This window comes from Curtobacterium sp. NPDC089689 (assembly GCF_044749145.1).
Classification (GTDB): domain Bacteria; phylum Actinomycetota; class Actinomycetes; order Actinomycetales; family Microbacteriaceae; genus Curtobacterium.
In genome coordinates this window covers 196,547-212,912 of the sequence record NZ_JBIVHJ010000003.1, presented here as the reverse complement: position 1 = coordinate 212,912, position 16,366 = coordinate 196,547, and the positions used below count along the sequence as shown (strand labels likewise).

The window sequence follows — 16,366 nt, the reverse complement described above, 5'->3', positions numbered from 1 at the left end:
CCGTAGGGCCCGTGCGCGCTCACGACAAGGGTTCCGTCGGGACCCGCACCAGCGCGGGACCGAGTTCGTGGGCGAGGAACGACCACATCCACTCGAGCGCGACGGAGGTGGTCAGGCCCGGCACGCCCTGCTGGATCTGCGTCGCGACGCCGTCGCTGTACGCCGCGAGCTGGAGGGCGACGGTCTCGGGGTGCGCCGACGCCGCGAACACGCCGGTCTCGACGCCGCGGCGCAGGACCCGCACGAGGCAGGCCTCCCAGACGCGGATGCGTTCGGCGTACTCGGCCGCGACCTCCGGCCGGCGGACGACGGCGGTCCAGTAGTCCGACCAGACCCGCCAGTGCTCACGGACCTCCTGCCGCTCGGCGAACAGCGGTTCGACGAGCATCCGGACGGCCCGCACCGGGTCGGGTTCGGCGTCGACGGCCTCGACGATCGCGCCGTAGAAGCGCTCGGTCTCGAGCACCACGACCTCGTTGAGGATCTCGGCGACGCTGTCGAAGTGGTAGGTGACCGTCCCGACCGACACCCCCGCCTCGGCAGCGATGTCGCGGAGGCCGGTGGCGCCGACCCCGCGGCGGACGATGACCTCGCGGGCGGCCGCGACGATCATCGCCCGGCGGACCTCGGGGCGCTGCCGGGCACGGGTCCGGGAACCGCCCGCCGCCGGAGCACCCGACGCCGCGCTCACGCGGACGTCCGCGGCACGTCGTCGACGAACGTGTGCTCCGCGACGAGCACCTCCGGCGTGCCCGCCGCGCCGTCCCGCGCCCACGCCCGCACGGTGTTCTCGACGTGGAACGTGTCCTCGGACGCGCTGAGCTCCGAGGTCGTCTCGAGGCGCGCCGCCCAGTCGTCTGTCGCCAGTCCGATCGCCCACCGCGACGACGCCCGGGCGCTCGTCGGGTCGCCGGTCCGGATGCGGTAGGTCTCGCGCGCGTCCTCGGAGAAGACGAGCCCGTCCGGGTAGACGCGGCCCCCGCCGTAGCCGGGATCGACGTCGAGCGTCCACTGCCCCGTCTCGACGTCGTGCGTGACGGTCCGCTGCGGCAGCGGCTCCGACGGCTCGACGCGCTCGATCGCGAGCGGTGTCGACCGCTCCGGCGCCTCGAACGTGACGCCGTCGTCGGTCGTCCTCGTCCACAGCGGCAGCCGGAGCGCGGACGCCGACGGATCGACCACGAGGGTCGGGCTCTGGCCGTGCGGCCACACCCACGGCCAGTACGCCGTCGACACCGCGATCCGGAGGCGGTGCCCGGCGGCGAACCGGTGTCCGGTCGAGACGAGGCGCACGGGGAGCACCGTCGGCTCACCCGGTTCGAGCGGGTCGGCGCGGTCCATCCCTCCCCGGGCCGACGCGTTCAGCACACCGCGCGTGACGAGCGTCGACGACCCGTCCGGCGCGACGTCGCACAGGCGCACGGTGACGGTGGCGCGCGGCAGGTCGCTCGTGACGGTCAGGTCCACGAGGACGTTCCCGAGCAGGTCGAACGACTCGTCCACCGGCAGGTCGAAGCACACCGACCGTCCGTCCTCGGCACGCTGGTCCGGCGGCAGGTCGGTGGCGTTGCCGAACGGGAAGAACCGGCCGGCGTCGACCCCGGTGTGCTCCGGCGACCGGACGACGACCGCGCCGTCCGTGCCGCCCTGCAGCGCCGACAGCGGCACCGCCCGCACGGACGTCGCCGTGGAGGGCCACGCCTCCGCACCCACCCAGCGACCGCGTCGCTGGTCGTAGTACGACGCGGGTGCTTCGCCCTCGTTGATCCACGCCCGCAGGGCCGGGTCGTCCTCGACGCCCGTGTCGATCCCTCGGAGCCATCGGTCCCACCAGCGCAGCGTCTCCTGCAGGAAGCCGATCGACGGCCCCGGCGCGAGCCCGCGGTCCGGGTACTGGTGCGACCACGGCCCGACGATGCCCCTGACCGGCGCCGACACGTTCGCGACCAACCGCAGCACGGCGTCCCGGTACGGGTCCGCCCACCCACCGACCGCGAGGACCGCGGCGGAGATCCCGGCGTAGTCCTCGGCGGCGCTGCCGTGACGCCAGTAGTCGTCGCGCTCCTGGTGGGCGAGCCACGTCGGCGTCATCGGACGGTTCGCGTCGAGCCGCTCCCGCCACCGCTCGACCCACCCGTCGCCGACGACCTCGGGGCGCGGCGGACGCGAGTTGAACGCGAACATCGTCGCGCCCCACGCCGCCATGTCGATCCCGAGGAGCGCCCCGCCGACGTAGTGCACGTCGTTGTCGTACCGGTCGTCGGTCGAGCAGACGGTCACGATCGCCTTGAGCGCCTCGGGGGCGCGGGCCGCGAGCTGGAGCGCGTTGAACCCGCCCCACGAGATGCCGAACATGCCGACGGCTCCGGTCGACCACGGCTGCTCGGCGAGCCACGCGATCACGGCCTCGCCGTCGCGCAGTTCCTGCTCGCTGTACTCGTCGTCGAAGAACCCGTCGGACGACCCCGTCCCGCGGACGTCCACCCGCACCGAGGAGTACCCGTGCTCGGCGTACCAGGGGTGCCGCTCCGAGTCACGCGGCGCCGTCCAGTCGTCGAGCCGGTACGGCAGGTACTCGAGCAGCACCGGGACGCGCTGCACCGGCGCCCCGGACGACGGCGAAGCGGACGCGGGCGACCAGATCCGGGCGTGCAGCCGCACCCCGTCGGGCATCGGGATCCACTCGTCACGGACGACGACGCCGTCCGGCAGGCCGTCGGGCGTCCCGATCGCGGTGAGGTGCTGGGTCATCCGTCCACTCCGTTCCCGACGCCCACGGCGCGGTCCGTCCAGTTCCGCACGAGGTGGCCGTCACCGTGGTCGGTCCACCCCTCGTCGTGCTGCCAGTGCTGCACGCCGTCGTCGACGTCCGGCAACTCTGTACTGCCCGGTTCGAGCGTCGCGGCGAGCAACGTCGACGTGTACGGGTGGTTCGACCCGCCGAACACCGCCTCGGTCGGCCCGATCTCGACGATCCGACCGCCGGTCATGACCGCGACCCGGTCCGCGACGCCCCGGACGACGGCGAGGTCGTGGCTGATGAAGAGGCAGCTCAGCCCCCGCTCGCGCCGCAGGTCGGCGAGCAGCGCGAGGATGCCGGCCTGCACCTGCACGTCGAGCGCCGTCGTGATCTCGTCCGCGATCACGAGACGGGGCTCCGCGGCGAGTGCGCGCGCGATCCCCACGCGCTGCCGCTGCCCGCCGGACAGCTGCGCGGGCAGCCGGTCCGCGAACTCCGGGCCGAGGCCCACCAGGGTGAGCAGCTCCCCCACCCGCTCACGCGACGACGACCCCGTGAAGAGCCGCAGCGGTCGGCCGATCGCCGAGCCCACCGTACGGCGGGGGTTCAGCGACGTGTCCGCGTTCTGGAACACCAGCTGCACCGCGCGCCGGAGGTCGGGCGACCGCGCCCCGACCGGGACCCCGAGGTCACCGGACACCGTGCCGTCGTCGAAGGCGAACGTCCCCGACTCGGCCGGTACCAGCCCCGCGAGCGCGGTCGCGAGCGTCGACTTGCCGCTCCCCGACTCCCCCACCACCGCGAGGGTCTCGCGCGGACCGACGGTGAACGAGACCCCGTCGACGGCGGCCGGCAGGCCGCGTCCGTACCGGATCACCAGGTCCTCGGCCGTCACCACCGGACGCGTGCCGACGGGAGGCCCGGAGCGCGTCGCGTCGTCGGCGACCGTCCCCGGGACGGTCACCTCCAGGGCCGGGCAACCCGCGCCCCCCCGCCGTCGCCCGTCCGGCACCGCAGCCAACAGGGCACGCGTGTACTCGTGCTGCGGCGACGCGAAGAGCGCCGCCGTCACGGCGTGCTCGACGACCTCGCCGGCGCGCATGACGGCGATCTCGTCGGCCATCGCCGACACCACGCCGAGGTCGTGGCTGACGAGGAGGACGGCCATGCCGAGCTCACGACCGAGCTCCGCGACGAGGTCGAGGACCGCCGCCTGCGTGACGACGTCGAGCGCGGTCGTCGGTTCGTCGAGCACGAGGACCCGGGGCCGGGCGGCGACCGCCATCGCGATCGCGACACGCTGCTGCTGCCCGCCCGAGAGCTGGTGCGGGAAGCGCCGGACGATCGTCTCCGGTGACGGCAGACGGACGAGACGCGCGAGCTCCGCCACCCGCTCCGGGCCGTCGGGCTCGCCGTGCGCCCGGAGCGCCTCGCGGATCTGCTCGCCGATCCGCATCGACGGTGTCAGTGCCTGTCCGGCGTTCTGGGCGACGACGCTCGCCGTGCCGCCGCGGAGGGCTCGGCGACCGGCCGGTGAGAGCGCGAAGACGTCCTCGCCGCCGACCCGGACGGTGCCGCGCTCGACCACGGAACCGGCACGGAGGTGCGCGAGGAGCGTGCGGGCGACCGTCGACTTCCCGCTGCCCGACTCCCCGACGAGCCCCAGGGTCCGGCCGGCGGCGATCGTGAACGACACCCCGCGGACGACCGGGACGGTCCGGGACCCCGCGGCGTAGGAGACCGCGAGGTCGTCGACCTGGACGACGGGACCGTCGGCAGTCCCGCCCGGTGTGGTCGCGGTGGTCGTGGCGGTGGCGGTCATGCGCTCGCTCCCTGCGTCGCACGGTCGACGCCGAGGGACTTCGCGAGTCCGTCCGCGGCGAGGTTGAGGCCGACCACGAGGGTGGCGAGGGCGACGATCGGCGCGAGCGTGCCGAGCGGCACGACGGTCAACGCCGTCCGGTTCTCCTGCACCATGAGACCCCAGTCCGGCGTCGGCGGGTTCGCACCGAACCCGAGGAACGACAGCGACGCGACGAGCAGCACGATCCAGGACGCCCGCATCGCGTACTCGACGAGCACCACGTCGAGCACGTTCGGCAGGATCTCCCGGAACACGATCGACAGCGGGCGCTCGCCGCGGGCGCGCGCTGCGGTGACGTAGTCCTGCGTGATCACGGTGCGTGCGGCACCGCGGACCACGCGGGTCACGGCGGGGGCGTAGACGATCGTGACCGCGAGCACGATGACCCAGAGCCCGGCGTCGAAGACCGTCACGACGACGAGGAGCGCGAGGATCGACGGCACGCTGAGCAGGGCGTCGACGATCCGCATCACGACCTCGTCGAACCAGTTGTCGGCGTACGCGGTGACGGCGCCGAGGACGGTGCCGACCGCGACCGCGATGGTCGTCGCGAGGAAGGTCACGAGGAGCGCGTACCGGCCGCCGTTCAGCGTGCGGGACAGCACGTCGCGGCCGTACTGGTCGGTGCCGAGCCAGTGCGTCCACGTCGGGCCGGAGAGGACGTCGCCGGCGTTCGTCACGACCGGGCTGTGACCGGCGATCACCGGCGCCAGCACCGCGAGCACGAGGTGGACCGCGATGAGACCGAGCCCGACGGACAGGGCGGTGGAGCCGCGCAGCGGGGCGAGGACACGGCCGACCGCACCGGGTCGCAGGGTGCCGGTCGGACGGGGGGCGACGGCGGTCATGCGGCTGCCTTCCTGGATCGGCTCGTCGCGCTCGCGCGTCGGACGCGGGTCCGGCGATGGCGTGTGCGGAGCTTCGGGTCGAGCACGAGCGCGACGAGGTCCGCCGCGAGGTTGCACACGACGTACACGACCGCGCTGAGGAGCGCGATGGCCTCGATGGTCGGCAGGTCGCGGTCGTACACGGACTCGAGCATGAGCTTGCCCATGCCGGGGTAGTTGAAGACGTTCTCCACGACGACCACGCCGCCGAGCAGCCACGCCACGTTGAGCGCGATCACCGTGAGGGTCGGCAGCAGGGCGCTCGGCACGGCGTGCTTCCACACGACCCGGCGCATCGAGAGGCCCTTGAGCTCCGCGGTCGTGACGAACTCGGACGCCATCACGTCGATCGTCGAGGACCGCGCCGTCCGCACGATGTACGCGGCCATCGCGAGCGTGAGCACGATGATCGGCAGCCAGATGGTCGGCAGGAGCTCACCGACCGTGGCGTCGCTCCCCCGCAGCACGACCGCGGGGAACAGCGGCAGGCCGATCGCGAAGAGCAGCACGAGCACGGTCGCGACCATGAACTCGGGGACGCTCATCACGACCAGGCTGACGATCGAGACCACCCGGTCGGTGGCGCGGCCGCGACGGACCCCGGCGAGCACCCCGAGGAACAGCGACAGCGTGACGCCGACGAGCATCGCGGGGACGGCGATGAGCATGCTGTTCCGGAAGGCCGTGAAGAGCGTCGGTGCGACGGGTTCGCCGCTGACGAGCGACGTCCCGAAGTCGCCGTGCACCGCACCGCCGAGCCACTCGAGGTAGCGCAGCCACACGTTCTGGTCGAGGCCGAGGGACTCGCGGAGCTGCTTGACGGCCTCGGGTGTGGCGTTCTGCCCGAGGAGCTGCTGCGCGACGTCGCCGGGCAGCGCCTGCACCGCGAGGAACACGAAGAGCGACGCAAGGACCACCGTGAGCACGGCGATCCCGAGTCGGCGGAGGACGGGGACGATGACGTCCGTCGGTCTGGTGGTGGTCGTCATCGGCGCAGTCCGATCCGGAGCCAGTCGAACTCGAAGCCGTACTCCGAGTAGTTGACGACGTCGCGGGACAGCCCGACCAGGCGGTCCCCGAACATCGGGGTCATGTCGGCGCCGTCCTCGACGATGAGTCGTTGGGCGTCCTGGTAGAGCGTCAGGCGCTTGGCGTCGTCCATCTCGGCGCGGGCGTCGTCGAGCAGGGCGTCGAACCGCTCGTTCGACCAGGCGCTCTCGTTGTAGGAGGACCCGGACCGGAAGATCTGGTTCAGCAGCTGGTCGATCGGGCGCCCGGTGAACCAGTAGCTCACCATGAGCGGCTTCTGCATCCAGATCTGCGTGTAGTACGAGTCCGAGCTGGCGTTCTGCACCGTCAGGCGGATGCCCGCGTCCGCGACGGCGTCACGGTAGGCCACGGCCATCGGGGTGAAGACCGACTCGTAGCTCGACGTGTAGATCGATGCACGCAGGTCCGACCGGCCGGCGGCCTTGAGCAGTGCCCTCGCCTTGTCCGGGTCGTGCTCGCGGTGGTCGTCCACGAACGCGGCGAGCTGCGGCGGCACGGGGTTGTCCCAGCCGGGCGAACCGGTGCCCTGGAGCGCGGTCTCGACGATCGAGCGGGGGTCGTAGGCGAGCTTCATGGCCTGGCGGACGCGGGGGTCGCGGAACTCGTCGCTCGTCGCGAGCATCGGGATCGTGTACCACTGGGCGTTCTCCGAACGGGCGATCGTCGCCCGGTCCGACGCCGCCACGACCCGCGCCGTGGCGAAGTCGAGGTTCGTCTGCGAGATGAGGTCGATCTGTCCCGCGAGGAGGGCGTTGACCCGCGCGGTGGTGTCCTGGATCGAGAAGAAGTCGATGCCGTCGAGCGCCGGGCGCCCCGCGAAGTGGTCGTCGAACGCCTCGACGCTCCCGGCACCGGCCGGGGTGAACGACGACAGCCGGAACGGGCCCGTGCCGATGCCGGTCCGCCCGATGTCGGCCACGGCGTCCGCGGGGACGATGTAGCACTGGTACGCCGTGAGCAGGGACGGGAACTCCGCGTTCGGCTTCGTCAGCGCGAACCGGAGCGTGTACGGGTCGACGGCGGTCATCGACCGGGCGTCCATCACCTCGCCGAGGACCCCGGCCTGCGGGCTGCCGGTCTTCTCGTCGAGGATGTGTTGGATGCTCGCGATCGCGTCGTCCGCGACGAAGCGCGACCCGTCGTGGAACCGCACGCCGCGGCGGAGCCGGAACGTCCACTCGGTGCCGTCGGCGTTGGCGGACCACTCCTCGGCGAGGTCGGGGACCGGCTGCCCCTGCTGGTCGAGCTTCACGAGCCGGTTGTACAGCGCGCCCAGGTACTCGTAGGCGGAGAGCGAGCTCGCGGCGTCGAGGGTCTCGGCGGCCGAGGCGGCTGGCCGGGCGACCCGGAGTCGGCCGCCGCGTCGTGCCGTGCCGGTCGCGGCGACCTCGGGCAGGGCGTTCGTGCCGGCCGATGCGCCGGAGCTGCACCCGGTCAGGGTGAGCAGGCCGAGGCCGGCGAGTCCGGCGGCGCCGGACAGGAGCGTCCGGCGGCTCGGGCCGCGGGCGTTCCGGGGCTCGTGGACGATGGGCTGCATTCGGGGTGACCCCTCCTGGTAATCGTTCCGGTGAACGATAAGGGAACTTCGGGGATCCCCCAACCCCCTGCAGCCGGCCGCCGGACCCGTCCGGAGCGGCTTCGATGCGCACGGGTGCACCGATCCGGCGTGGTCGGTCCGGTGTGCGCGGGCAGCCTGAGTGTTTACCAACCCGTTACATGCGGGGCGACGAGCAGGCGGGATGATCGAGCATGGCGACCTTCACCCGCGGCTTCGGCGGTCGACGGCACGAACGCGACGACTCCCGCATCCCGCCCGGCCAGACCCTCGTCCAGGACTGGCCCGTCCTGTCCGCCGGCGCGACGCCCGAGATCGAGCGGTCGGACTGGTCGTTCTCCGTCCGGACCGAGAGCGGCCTGCACTCCTGGACGTGGGACGAGGTGCAGGCACTCGGCGTCGAGGACGTCACGGTCGACATCCACTGCGTGACCCACTGGACGAAACTCGACATGCCGTGGCGCGGCGTCCCTCTCGATCGGCTGTTCGCGGACGTCGAGACGTCGCTCGACTTCTGCATGGTGCACAGCTTCGGCGGCTACACGACGAACGTCCCGCTCGACGAACTGCTCGACGGGCAGTCCTGGATCGCGTTCGAGGCCGACGGCGAACCGTTGACACCCGAGCACGGCGGACCCGCACGGCTCCTCGTGCCGCACCTCTACTTCTGGAAGAGCGCCAAGTGGGTGCGCGGGATCGTCATGCAGTCCGACGACGAGCCCGGGTTCTGGGAGAACGCCGGCTACAACATGCACGGCGACCCCTGGAAGGAAGAGCGGTACTGGTGAGCGGCGGACCCCCGTCCACCGGCCTGGAGGCACGGCTCACCCCCGATCCGTCGGCACCGGTCCGTCGACGGCCGGCGTGGCACCCCGCGACGGTCGCCTCCGTCACACCCGAGACCCCGAACGCCCGGCGCCTGGTCCTCGACGTCCCGACCTGGCCCGGCAACGACCCCGGCCAGCACCTCGACCTGCGCCTCACCGCCGAGGACGGCTACCAGGCGACCCGGTCCTACTCGGTCGCGTCGGCGGGATCCGGGACGCAGGTGGTCCTCGCGGTCGACCGGGTCGACGGCGGCGAGGTCTCCCCGTTCCTGGTCGACGCGATCGAGGTCGGCGACGTCCTCGAGGTGCACGGTCCGCTCGGCGGCTGGTTCGTCTGGCACCCGTCGCCGGAGGCCCGGCCGGTGCAACTCATCGCGGGCGGATCGGGCATCGTGCCCCTCGCGGCGATCGCCACAGCGCACGCCGAGGTCGGCGACGCTGAGCCGTTCCGCTTGCTGTACGCCGTGCGGACCCCCGACGACGTCTTCTTCCGTGACGAACTCGACCGGGCCGCCGACGCGGGGGTGACCACCACGTTCGTGCACAGCCGACGAGCCCCCGCCGGCGAACCCGTGGGACGCCTGACCCGGGAAACCCTCGCGGCCGCGGTCTTCCCGCCCGATGCGCGAGCCCAGGTCTACGTGTGCGGTTCCACCCCGTTCGTCGAGCAGGTGCTCGGGTGGCTCACCGAGCTCGGGCACGACACGAGCGACGTCCGCGCCGAACGGTTCGGGGGCAGCTGATGTCGATCGTCGACGGCAACGCGCTCGCCGGGGTGCTCGTCGAGCGGTTGGGACCGGACGCGACGACGGTCCTGCTCCGGTGCCCGGGCTGTGCGAGCGACGGTGTCCTCGCCCGGACCCGTGTCCACCTGACGGCGATGGGAGCCGTCGCGCGCTGCCGCGACTGCGACACCGTGCTCGTCACCGTCGTCGACTCTCCGACCGGCCACCGTGTCCGGTTGTCGGGCACCGCCCGTCTCCACGGCCGGAGGGACGGCACACCGGCGGCCTGAGCGCAAGCGTGCAGCCGGATCCGGCGGGGATCATGCGAGAAACCGCAAACACGAACCCGGCACCCATCCGGGGGGCGAGCTGCTCCGGATGCTCCATCGGGCGTGCGGACCACCCATCCGCCACGACCCAGGGGCACGGTGGCCCCGACGCCGACGAGCGCGGGCACCCGAATCCTGCGCCCGCCGTGCGTCCCGCGTCCGTGGTGCCCGCCGCGGACATCCACCGGCCCGGTACCCGTCGCGGTACGACGAAGGCCCCGGTCGCTGCGACCGGGGCCTTCTGTTGCGAGCGGATGACGAGATTCGAACTCGCGACCCTCACCTTGGCAAGGTGATGCGCTACCACTGCGCCACATCCGCGTACCGGAACAGCGTAGCCCCTCCATCCCGCGGAGCACAGCCGACGGCTTCCGTCGGGCGCGTCGACCCCCTCCAAATGGGGCGCCGTTCCCCCGTTTTCTGGGGACAACCCGGGCGTGCCCTGGGCATTGCCTCCTGCCTACGCTCGACCAACACGATCCGACCCGGCCTGGGGAGACCGGTCCGGACCGTCGCGGCACCGAGGGACCGGCGCCGTCAGCGATCCGTGCTGCTCCGGGGCAGCACGGCCGAGACAGGGAGTGGAAGACGCATGCCCCAGCGCACCTCGATCCGTGCCGCGTTCGCCGTGGCGGTGCTCGCCGCCGGCCTCACGATCGTGCCCTTCGGAACCAGCACGCCCGCGGAGGCCGCCGCCGTGAACGCCCCCCGCGGCAACATCGGGAAGTTCAAGCAGACGTTCGTCCAGGAGTTCCGGACGAACGCGGCCGCCGGCGGGCCGTTCGCGAAGAAGTACGCGAGCAGCTGGCAGCCCTACCCCGACGGCATGAGCAACATGTACTGGTCGGGCAAGATGATCAAGGCGCGCAACGGGATCATGGACGTGACCCTGGACGGCAAGCACGGCGCAGCCGGCACGTTCGGCAGCCCGACCGGAGCGTGGGGGCACAAGGGCGGGAAGTTCAGCGTCCGCGCCAAGGCCACCGGCGGCAACGGCAACGGCGCCGCGTTCATGCTCTGGCCGACGTCGAACGTGTGGAGCGACGGCGAGATCGACTACCCGGAGGCCAACTTCGAGGACGCCCCCATGGCACACCACCACTCCATGAAGCCGGGCAACGAGGTGAACGCCATCAGCACGTCCACGAGGGTCTCGTGGCGGGACTGGCACGTCTACTCGGTCGAGTGGGTCCCCGGGAAGTCCGTCAAGTACCTCCTCGACGGCAAGGTCATCTCGACCGTCACCCGCGACGTCCCGCGGACCGCACACCGCTACATGTTCCAGGTCGGGAACTGGGGCAAGCCGGGACACCTCTTCATCGACTGGGTCGCCACCTACCGCTACACCGGCTGACCAGCGGTCGGACCGACGGACGGGAGGCACGTGGCGACATCGCCCCGGGCCTCCCATCCGTCGTCTGGTCGCGTCGCTACCGCAGCGTCGCTCCGGAACCGCTGGCAACGGCACGGAATCCACGATGGAGGAGTTCGATGGGTCGATGCAGCAGGACCCCGTCGCCGGAGCCGCCGACCGCCGAGGCTGGTGGCACCGCAAGTTCGCCCCGCAGGTCCGTACGGTGGGCCGGGTCGAGCGGGCCGTCCTGCTCCGTGCCGCCGTCGTGCTCGCGATCGCAGGAACGGTCGTCTTCGGGGCCATGCTCGTCGGCGTTCTGACGCACACCGGCTTCCAGCGACTCGACCGTCCCGTCGACGAGTGGTTCGACACGCAGCGCGACGCCGACCGCACGAACGTGATGGTCGTGCTCGCGACCGTGTTCGGGCCGATCGGCATGCCGATCGTGGTCCTCGTCGTCACCGTCGCCTGGGCGTTCCTGGCGCGCCACGCGTGGCGACCGCTCGTCCTCGCGTGCGGGATGGTGCTCGGCGTGATGACCGCTCAGACACTCGCACCGCTCGTCCGACACCCACGTCCGCCGGTCGCGGAGATGCTGCTCGGCCCCGACCACTCGTTCTCGTTCCCGTCGGGACACGTCCTCGGCGCGAGCGACTTCTTCCTCATCGGGGCGTTCCTGATCGCGTAGCGCACGCACCGACGCTTGATCACGGTCGGCCTGTTCGCACTCGCGGCGCTCATGATCGCGTCCCAGGTCATCAGCCGGCTCTACCTCGGCTACCACTGGCTGACGGACACGCTGTCGTCCGTCGGACTCTCGATGATGATCACCGCACTCACGATCGCGGTCGACACCCACCTCACGGCACGCGTCCCCGAGCTCGCGCAGGACCCGGGACCGACGACGGCGACCGGCGACCTCGTCCGGTGACCGGACTCGAGGTCGTCGCGAGTGCGGTCGGCGGGCTCCTGCTCGCGTGGCTCGTCGTCGACCGCACCGTACGGGTCAGCGTTCGGGCCTGGCTCGTCATCCCCCTGGCGTACCTGCTCTCGCCGATCGACCTCGTGCCCGACTTCGTCCCGGTCCTCGGGTGGCTCGACGACGCGCTGGTCGTCGTGATCGCGCTCCGGTTCGTGGTGCGGAGCGCCGGAGCGGACGCACTCCTGCGGCACTGGCTCGGGAGCCCGGGTGGCCTGCGAGCCCTCTGCCGCGTCGCCGGCGTGACCCTGCCCAGCCGAGCGCCCCAGAGCGTCGCACCAGGCCGGTGACCCGCCGAGCCGGTGGCGTAGGACGCGTCGCGCACCGCCGTACTGTCGGTCGGACCGGCACGGGCGGCAGCCTGGGCCACCGACGGAGCGCCAGGACCACCGGGCGACGCGGTCCAGCACCGGCGCTGCGCCGGGACGACACCACGAGACGCGGAGGAGCCGCCTTGCCCGACCGGACACGTTCCGCTGACCGCCGTGGGGGCACCTGGAAGACCATCGCCGCGGGCGCCGGTTTCCTCGCCGCGTTCATCCTCGCGCCGCTGTTCGGCGGCGTGTTCGTCCTCGGCGCGGTCGCCGGCTTCATCGCGGACGGCTACCGGGCGCACCAGGACGACGAACTCCGCGCGGTGGCGATCAGCACGACCGGGACCATCGACGCCATCGACGTCCGCCACTTCACGGAGAACTTCGGCCCGGGCAGGACCGAGTGCGTGCCGCAGGTCTCGGGGACCGCGAACGGAGAGCCACACACGTGGGACCTGGTGGACTACGCGGCGTGCGGCGGCGCGTACGAGGTCGGCCAGCGGCTGCAGGTCATGTACGACCCGTCCGACGTCGACCGGGCGCTGCTCGCCGACCGGGACGCAGGGGGCGTCCGCGCGCGCAGCACCGGGGTGCACGTGCAGCTGCTCGTGGTCGGCGTGGGCCTCGCCGCGGTCGGGACCGGTTGCTGGCTGTGGGTGGTCCGGAGCGGGCGCGGGCGGCGGGAGCAGCAGCCGTCGTCCTGAGCCGTCGCGGTCGGGCCCGGATCAGTGTCCGTTCGGTACGGTCGACCGGTGGGGGAAGCGCGTGAGGAACGCCCGGTGACGGTCCGCGGGAACCGGTTCAGGCCGGCGGCGTGGGCGGCGCTGGGAGCCGGCGTCGTCGCGGCCGGGGCCTGGACGGCGTGCAGCCCGGAAATGTTCGGGTCCGCCCGGTTCACCCAGGTGTGGACGAGTGGCTTCCTGCTCGTCGTCGGCGCGCTGACCGTGTCCCTGGCCGTCGGCGTGCTCCGCACCCGCGTGGAGGTGTTCCCCGACCGTCTCGAGGCGACCCGAGGGCTCCGCCGGACACAGGTCATCGGTCCCGGGGAGCTCGTGTCCTTCCGGGCCTCCGGGAAGGGCAACACCGTGATCAGCGCCGCCACTGCTCGGCGCCGGGGGTTCTCCACGAACCGGTTCCACCGGCACCACGACGCCCTCGTGGAGTGGCTCGACCGGAACACCGGCGAGGAGTGGACGGCGTTCCGGGACTTCTTCGGCAAGCTCACCGTGCAACGGGACCGGTCGCCGGTCCGGGAGTCGCTGTCGATCCTCCTCGTCGTCGGGGTGTTCCTCGCCACGCTCCTGACGTTCCCCGGTCTGTTCATCGGCAACGCGTACGACGCGGCGCACCGGGAACAGGTGACGTGCACCGTCACCGCCGCGGAGGCGATCACCGTCTCCAGCCGGTCCACCAGGGGCATCGGCTCCTCCCGAGCCGGTGTCGGGGTCGAAACGTCGGACTGCGGGCGCCTCACCATGACGCGCGGCGTCACCAGCGACAGCCGGGACGACATCGCGCGCGAGCTGAACCGCACGAAGGGCCCGCACACCTTCACCGTCGGCGGCGGGTCCTTCTGGCTGCGCAAGCACACCCCCGTCACGATCCCGGCGCCGACCGTGTACAGCATCGACGACCTCAGCGCCCGCTGACGATCGAGCCGGGCCGGGCTCGAGCTACCCGTCCGCGGTCTCGATCATCGCCACGATGTGCGGCGTGCTCCACCGGAGGAGCGCCGAGGACGGTGGCGCGTCGAGTTCCTCGCCCCAGACGGCGACCGCCGCACCCGACATCGGCGTGGACAGCCGCGATCCCGAGTCCCCGTCTGACGACCGCAGCGTCCAGTGCCGGCGGAGGTCAGCAGCGCTGTACGCGGCGTCCGCCGGGTCGAGGTCCGTCGGGACCTCGTAGAGGTAGTACGAGTCGTAGTTGAGCAGGTCGGTCCCCGCCCCGGCGAGGTCGCTCGCCCGCGCGCGGTGCTGCCGGCGTTCCCGGCGCTCCGTCGCGTCCTCGGTGTCGCCGTCGAGGCTCCAGTACGTGACACGGATGCGCGGGTCGAGGCGCCGGACCACGGGACGATCGATCCCGTCGTTCCACGCCCACACCGATCGGGTGCCGACCGCGGCCGCCATCGTGTTCAACCAGGTGACCCGATCACCGGCGCTGACGTCCTCACCCCACTCATCGCCGCCGATGTGGACGGCTCGACTGTGCGGGAACGTCCGTGTCACCTCGGCGAGCAGGTCCTTCGCCAAGGCGACGCTGCCGGGCGCCGACGGGTCGAGTTCGCTCTCGCCGCTGCGGATGCGGTCCACCCACCGCTTCCCGTGTCGCGCCTCGAGCAGCGCGAACGTCGCGGCCATGTGCCCCGGGGTGTCGATCTCGGGGACGATCGCGATCCGCTGCTTCTCGGCGTACGCCGCGATCGCCCTCGCCTGGGCGGCGCTGAGGAACGGGCGGCCCGTGACCCGGCTCGTGTACACACCGTCGCGCAGGTCGGCGTTCCCCGGCGTCTGCCCGAGGACCGCGCTCTCGATCCCGACGTTCTGGTCGTCGGTGAGGTGCAGGTGGAGGAAGCGGCCTCCGTGTGCAGCGAGGAGGTCGATGTACCGCTCGATGAGCGCCGGGCGGTAGTAGGCACGGGCGACGTCGAGCATCACGCCGGTCTCCGGCCTCGCCGGGGTGACGTGCCCGGTGCGCACCGTCGACGTCGACGTGCGGCAGGTCGACGCGGAGTACACGCCCGTGCAGGCGACGACCGCGTACTTCCCGGCGGGCACCCGGGACGCTGTGGTCAGCGTCGCACCGACGGTCGCCGTCCTGCCCGCAGCCAGCGCCCGGACCGGCACGTGCCCGAGCGCGTAGCGCCCGCTGCTCGACGCGAGGTACAGCCACGCTGGGAGCGCGGACGTTGCCACCTTCCCGGTGTTGCGCACGGTGACACTGGTCCGGACGGCCGTCCGGGTCGGCGAGCTGGTGCTGCTGGCACCGACCGCCGTGATCGTGGGTCCCGGCGTGGTCGGGGACGCGGCTGCCGCCTGCTGATCGCGGGGGTCGACGGCCCCGGCGACGGCGCCGATGCCGCCCACGACAGCTGCTGCACCGGCGATCGCGATGCCGAGCGCGACGACCCGTCGGACGGTCCGTCTCCGGCCCTCGCGGGCGCTCACCGTCCCGCTCCCCGGGTGACGTCGAGGGCGTCGAACAACGACCGCCCTGAGCGGTCCGTCGTCGAGGCGTCGAGGGTGATCCCGTCGCTGCCCGCCGGGACGTCGATCGGGATCCGGCTCGAGGTCCCGCAGGTGATGTCGGCCTGCCCGAGGAGTGCACTCGGTCCGTCATCGTCGACGGTGAGTTCGGTGATGCGCAGGTGCACCGTCTCCTTCGACCGGCGGACCGCCAGCACGTCGTACGGGCCGTGGAGGTCGTACTCGAGCGACACGAGTGCGCGGGCCGTCCTGCCGCCGTCCTCGGCGATCAGTCCCCCACCCCCTCCCCCGTGGTTCGCCGCGCCGTCCACGCCGAGCTGCGCGGAGGCCAGGCTCATCCACTGGGCGGAGTCCTCCGAGAGGGCCTCTCTGTGGTCGCCGCCGGAGCAGCCGACGAGCACCGACGCTCCCACGACGCCGATGACGAGCGCGCTGACGGAGTGACGACGGAGCGGGTGCACGTGACGATCCTGCCGTGTGCCACCGCCGTCCGGGAACCCCGCCATCGCGGGGTAGCCGTGAGCGGCGTAGTCTCA

The 16,366-nt window shown here is 72.4% G+C and carries 17 protein-coding genes and 1 tRNA gene; 9 read left to right on the top strand and 9 right to left on the bottom strand.

Features of this window, described 5'->3' with window-relative positions:
* Positions 1-19 precede the first annotated feature (19 nt).
* Genes ACIPYW_RS12645 through ACIPYW_RS12620 form a run of 6 tightly spaced genes read right to left on the bottom strand, consistent with a single transcriptional unit; the run spans position 20 to position 8,078 of the window.
* The gene (locus ACIPYW_RS12645; RefSeq protein ID WP_400414044.1) at positions 20-691 is read right to left on the bottom strand and encodes a TetR/AcrR family transcriptional regulator; all 672 of its coding nucleotides are present in this window, start codon (positions 689-691) and stop codon (positions 20-22) included.
* Positions 688-2,751, bottom strand: coding sequence for a CocE/NonD family hydrolase (locus ACIPYW_RS12640; RefSeq protein WP_400414042.1), 2,064 nt, complete (start codon positions 2,749-2,751; stop codon positions 688-690). The genes ACIPYW_RS12645 and ACIPYW_RS12640 overlap by 4 nt, the downstream gene beginning before the upstream one ends.
* Positions 2,748-4,562 (bottom strand): dipeptide ABC transporter ATP-binding protein, encoded by a 1,815-nt coding sequence (locus ACIPYW_RS12635; RefSeq protein ID WP_400414041.1) that lies wholly within the window; start codon positions 4,560-4,562, stop codon positions 2,748-2,750. Before ACIPYW_RS12635 ends, ACIPYW_RS12640 begins: the two co-directional genes overlap by 4 nt.
* Complete coding sequence (locus ACIPYW_RS12630; RefSeq protein WP_400414040.1) at positions 4,559-5,452, bottom strand: ABC transporter permease; 894 nt, start codon at positions 5,450-5,452, stop codon at positions 4,559-4,561. Before ACIPYW_RS12630 ends, ACIPYW_RS12635 begins: the two co-directional genes overlap by 4 nt.
* Positions 5,449-6,480: an ABC transporter permease gene (locus ACIPYW_RS12625; RefSeq protein WP_400414039.1), complete on the bottom strand. Its 1,032-nt coding sequence runs from the start codon at positions 6,478-6,480 to the stop codon at positions 5,449-5,451. The genes ACIPYW_RS12630 and ACIPYW_RS12625 overlap by 4 nt, the downstream gene beginning before the upstream one ends.
* Complete coding sequence (locus ACIPYW_RS12620; protein ID WP_400414038.1) at positions 6,477-8,078, bottom strand: ABC transporter substrate-binding protein; 1,602 nt, start codon at positions 8,076-8,078, stop codon at positions 6,477-6,479. Before ACIPYW_RS12620 ends, ACIPYW_RS12625 begins: the two co-directional genes overlap by 4 nt.
* Positions 8,079-8,290: 212 nt before the next feature.
* Between ACIPYW_RS12620 and ACIPYW_RS12615 the strand changes: the two genes are divergently transcribed.
* From ACIPYW_RS12615 to ACIPYW_RS12605, 3 genes are read left to right on the top strand one after another with little or no spacing between them, the layout of a single operon-like run.
* A complete protein-coding gene (locus ACIPYW_RS12615) occupies positions 8,291-8,884 on the top strand; it encodes a molybdopterin-dependent oxidoreductase (protein WP_400414036.1) in 594 nt (197 codons plus the stop codon).
* The gene (locus tag ACIPYW_RS12610) at positions 8,881-9,666 is read left to right on the top strand and encodes an FAD-binding oxidoreductase (RefSeq protein WP_400414033.1); all 786 of its coding nucleotides are present in this window, start codon (positions 8,881-8,883) and stop codon (positions 9,664-9,666) included. Before ACIPYW_RS12615 ends, ACIPYW_RS12610 begins: the two co-directional genes overlap by 4 nt.
* Positions 9,666-9,938, top strand: coding sequence for a DUF6510 family protein (locus tag ACIPYW_RS12605; RefSeq protein WP_400414031.1), 273 nt, complete (start codon positions 9,666-9,668; stop codon positions 9,936-9,938). Before ACIPYW_RS12610 ends, ACIPYW_RS12605 begins: the two co-directional genes overlap by 1 nt.
* A 288-nt stretch (positions 9,939-10,226) precedes the next feature.
* On the opposite strand, the gene ACIPYW_RS12600 is transcribed toward ACIPYW_RS12605, so the two are convergent.
* Positions 10,227-10,298: transfer RNA gene (locus tag ACIPYW_RS12600), tRNA-Gly, on the bottom strand.
* Positions 10,299-10,569: 271 nt separating this feature from the next.
* On the opposite strand from ACIPYW_RS12600, the gene ACIPYW_RS12595 reads away from it, so the two are divergent.
* The 6 genes from ACIPYW_RS12595 to ACIPYW_RS12570 all read left to right on the top strand — a co-directional run bounded on the left by ACIPYW_RS12595 (position 10,570) and on the right by ACIPYW_RS12570 (position 14,273).
* Positions 10,570-11,331 (top strand): glycoside hydrolase family 16 protein, encoded by a 762-nt coding sequence (locus ACIPYW_RS12595; protein ID WP_400414029.1) that lies wholly within the window; start codon positions 10,570-10,572, stop codon positions 11,329-11,331.
* Positions 11,332-11,455: 124 nt separating this feature from the next.
* Entirely contained in the window at positions 11,456-12,019 is a 564-nt protein-coding gene (locus tag ACIPYW_RS12590) for a hypothetical protein (RefSeq protein ID WP_400414027.1), read from the top strand.
* Positions 12,020-12,034: 15 nt separating this feature from the next.
* Positions 12,035-12,262 carry a phosphatase PAP2 family protein gene (locus ACIPYW_RS12585; protein ID WP_400414025.1) on the top strand — a complete coding sequence of 76 codons (228 nt, stop codon included), beginning with the start codon at positions 12,035-12,037 and terminating at the stop codon, positions 12,260-12,262.
* Entirely contained in the window at positions 12,259-12,600 is a 342-nt protein-coding gene (locus ACIPYW_RS12580; protein ID WP_400414023.1) for a YkvA family protein, read from the top strand. The genes ACIPYW_RS12585 and ACIPYW_RS12580 overlap by 4 nt, the downstream gene beginning before the upstream one ends.
* A 164-nt stretch (positions 12,601-12,764) precedes the next feature.
* Positions 12,765-13,328: a hypothetical protein gene (locus ACIPYW_RS12575; protein WP_400414021.1), complete on the top strand. Its 564-nt coding sequence runs from the start codon at positions 12,765-12,767 to the stop codon at positions 13,326-13,328.
* A 48-nt stretch (positions 13,329-13,376) separates the two neighbouring features.
* A complete protein-coding gene (locus ACIPYW_RS12570) occupies positions 13,377-14,273 on the top strand; it encodes a hypothetical protein (protein WP_400414018.1) in 897 nt (298 codons plus the stop codon).
* A gap of 24 nt (positions 14,274-14,297) precedes the next feature.
* Here the strand turns inward: ACIPYW_RS12570 and ACIPYW_RS12565 are convergent, their stop codons facing one another.
* Both ACIPYW_RS12565 and ACIPYW_RS12560 read right to left on the bottom strand, forming a co-directional pair.
* Positions 14,298-15,791, bottom strand: coding sequence for a family 20 glycosylhydrolase (locus ACIPYW_RS12565; RefSeq protein ID WP_400414016.1), 1,494 nt, complete (start codon positions 15,789-15,791; stop codon positions 14,298-14,300).
* On the bottom strand, positions 15,788-16,291 hold the full coding sequence (locus ACIPYW_RS12560) for a hypothetical protein (protein WP_400414013.1): 504 nt from the start codon (positions 16,289-16,291) through the stop codon (positions 15,788-15,790). Before ACIPYW_RS12560 ends, ACIPYW_RS12565 begins: the two co-directional genes overlap by 4 nt.
* Positions 16,292-16,366 lie beyond the last annotated feature (75 nt).

Excerpts from the sequence above, each read along its gene's own strand:
- ACIPYW_RS12590 (WP_400414027.1), top strand. The coding sequence starts at position 11,456 with ATGGAGGAGTTCGATGGGTCGATGCAGCAGGACCCCGTCGCCGGAGCC.
- ACIPYW_RS12595 (WP_400414029.1), top strand. The coding sequence starts at position 10,570 with ATGCCCCAGCGCACCTCGATCCGTGCCGCGTTCGCCGTGGCGGTGCTC.
- ACIPYW_RS12625 (WP_400414039.1), bottom strand. The coding sequence starts at position 6,480 with ATGACGACCACCACCAGACCGACGGACGTCATCGTCCCCGTCCTCCGC.
- ACIPYW_RS12605 (WP_400414031.1), top strand. The coding sequence starts at position 9,666 with ATGTCGATCGTCGACGGCAACGCGCTCGCCGGGGTGCTCGTCGAGCGG.
- ACIPYW_RS12640 (WP_400414042.1), bottom strand. The coding sequence starts at position 2,751 with ATGACCCAGCACCTCACCGCGATCGGGACGCCCGACGGCCTGCCGGAC.
- ACIPYW_RS12615 (WP_400414036.1), top strand. The coding sequence starts at position 8,291 with ATGGCGACCTTCACCCGCGGCTTCGGCGGTCGACGGCACGAACGCGAC.
- ACIPYW_RS12630 (WP_400414040.1), bottom strand. The coding sequence starts at position 5,452 with ATGACCGCCGTCGCCCCCCGTCCGACCGGCACCCTGCGACCCGGTGCG.
- ACIPYW_RS12620 (WP_400414038.1), bottom strand. The coding sequence starts at position 8,078 with ATGCAGCCCATCGTCCACGAGCCCCGGAACGCCCGCGGCCCGAGCCGC.
- ACIPYW_RS12635 (WP_400414041.1), bottom strand. The coding sequence starts at position 4,562 with ATGACCGCCACCGCCACGACCACCGCGACCACACCGGGCGGGACTGCC.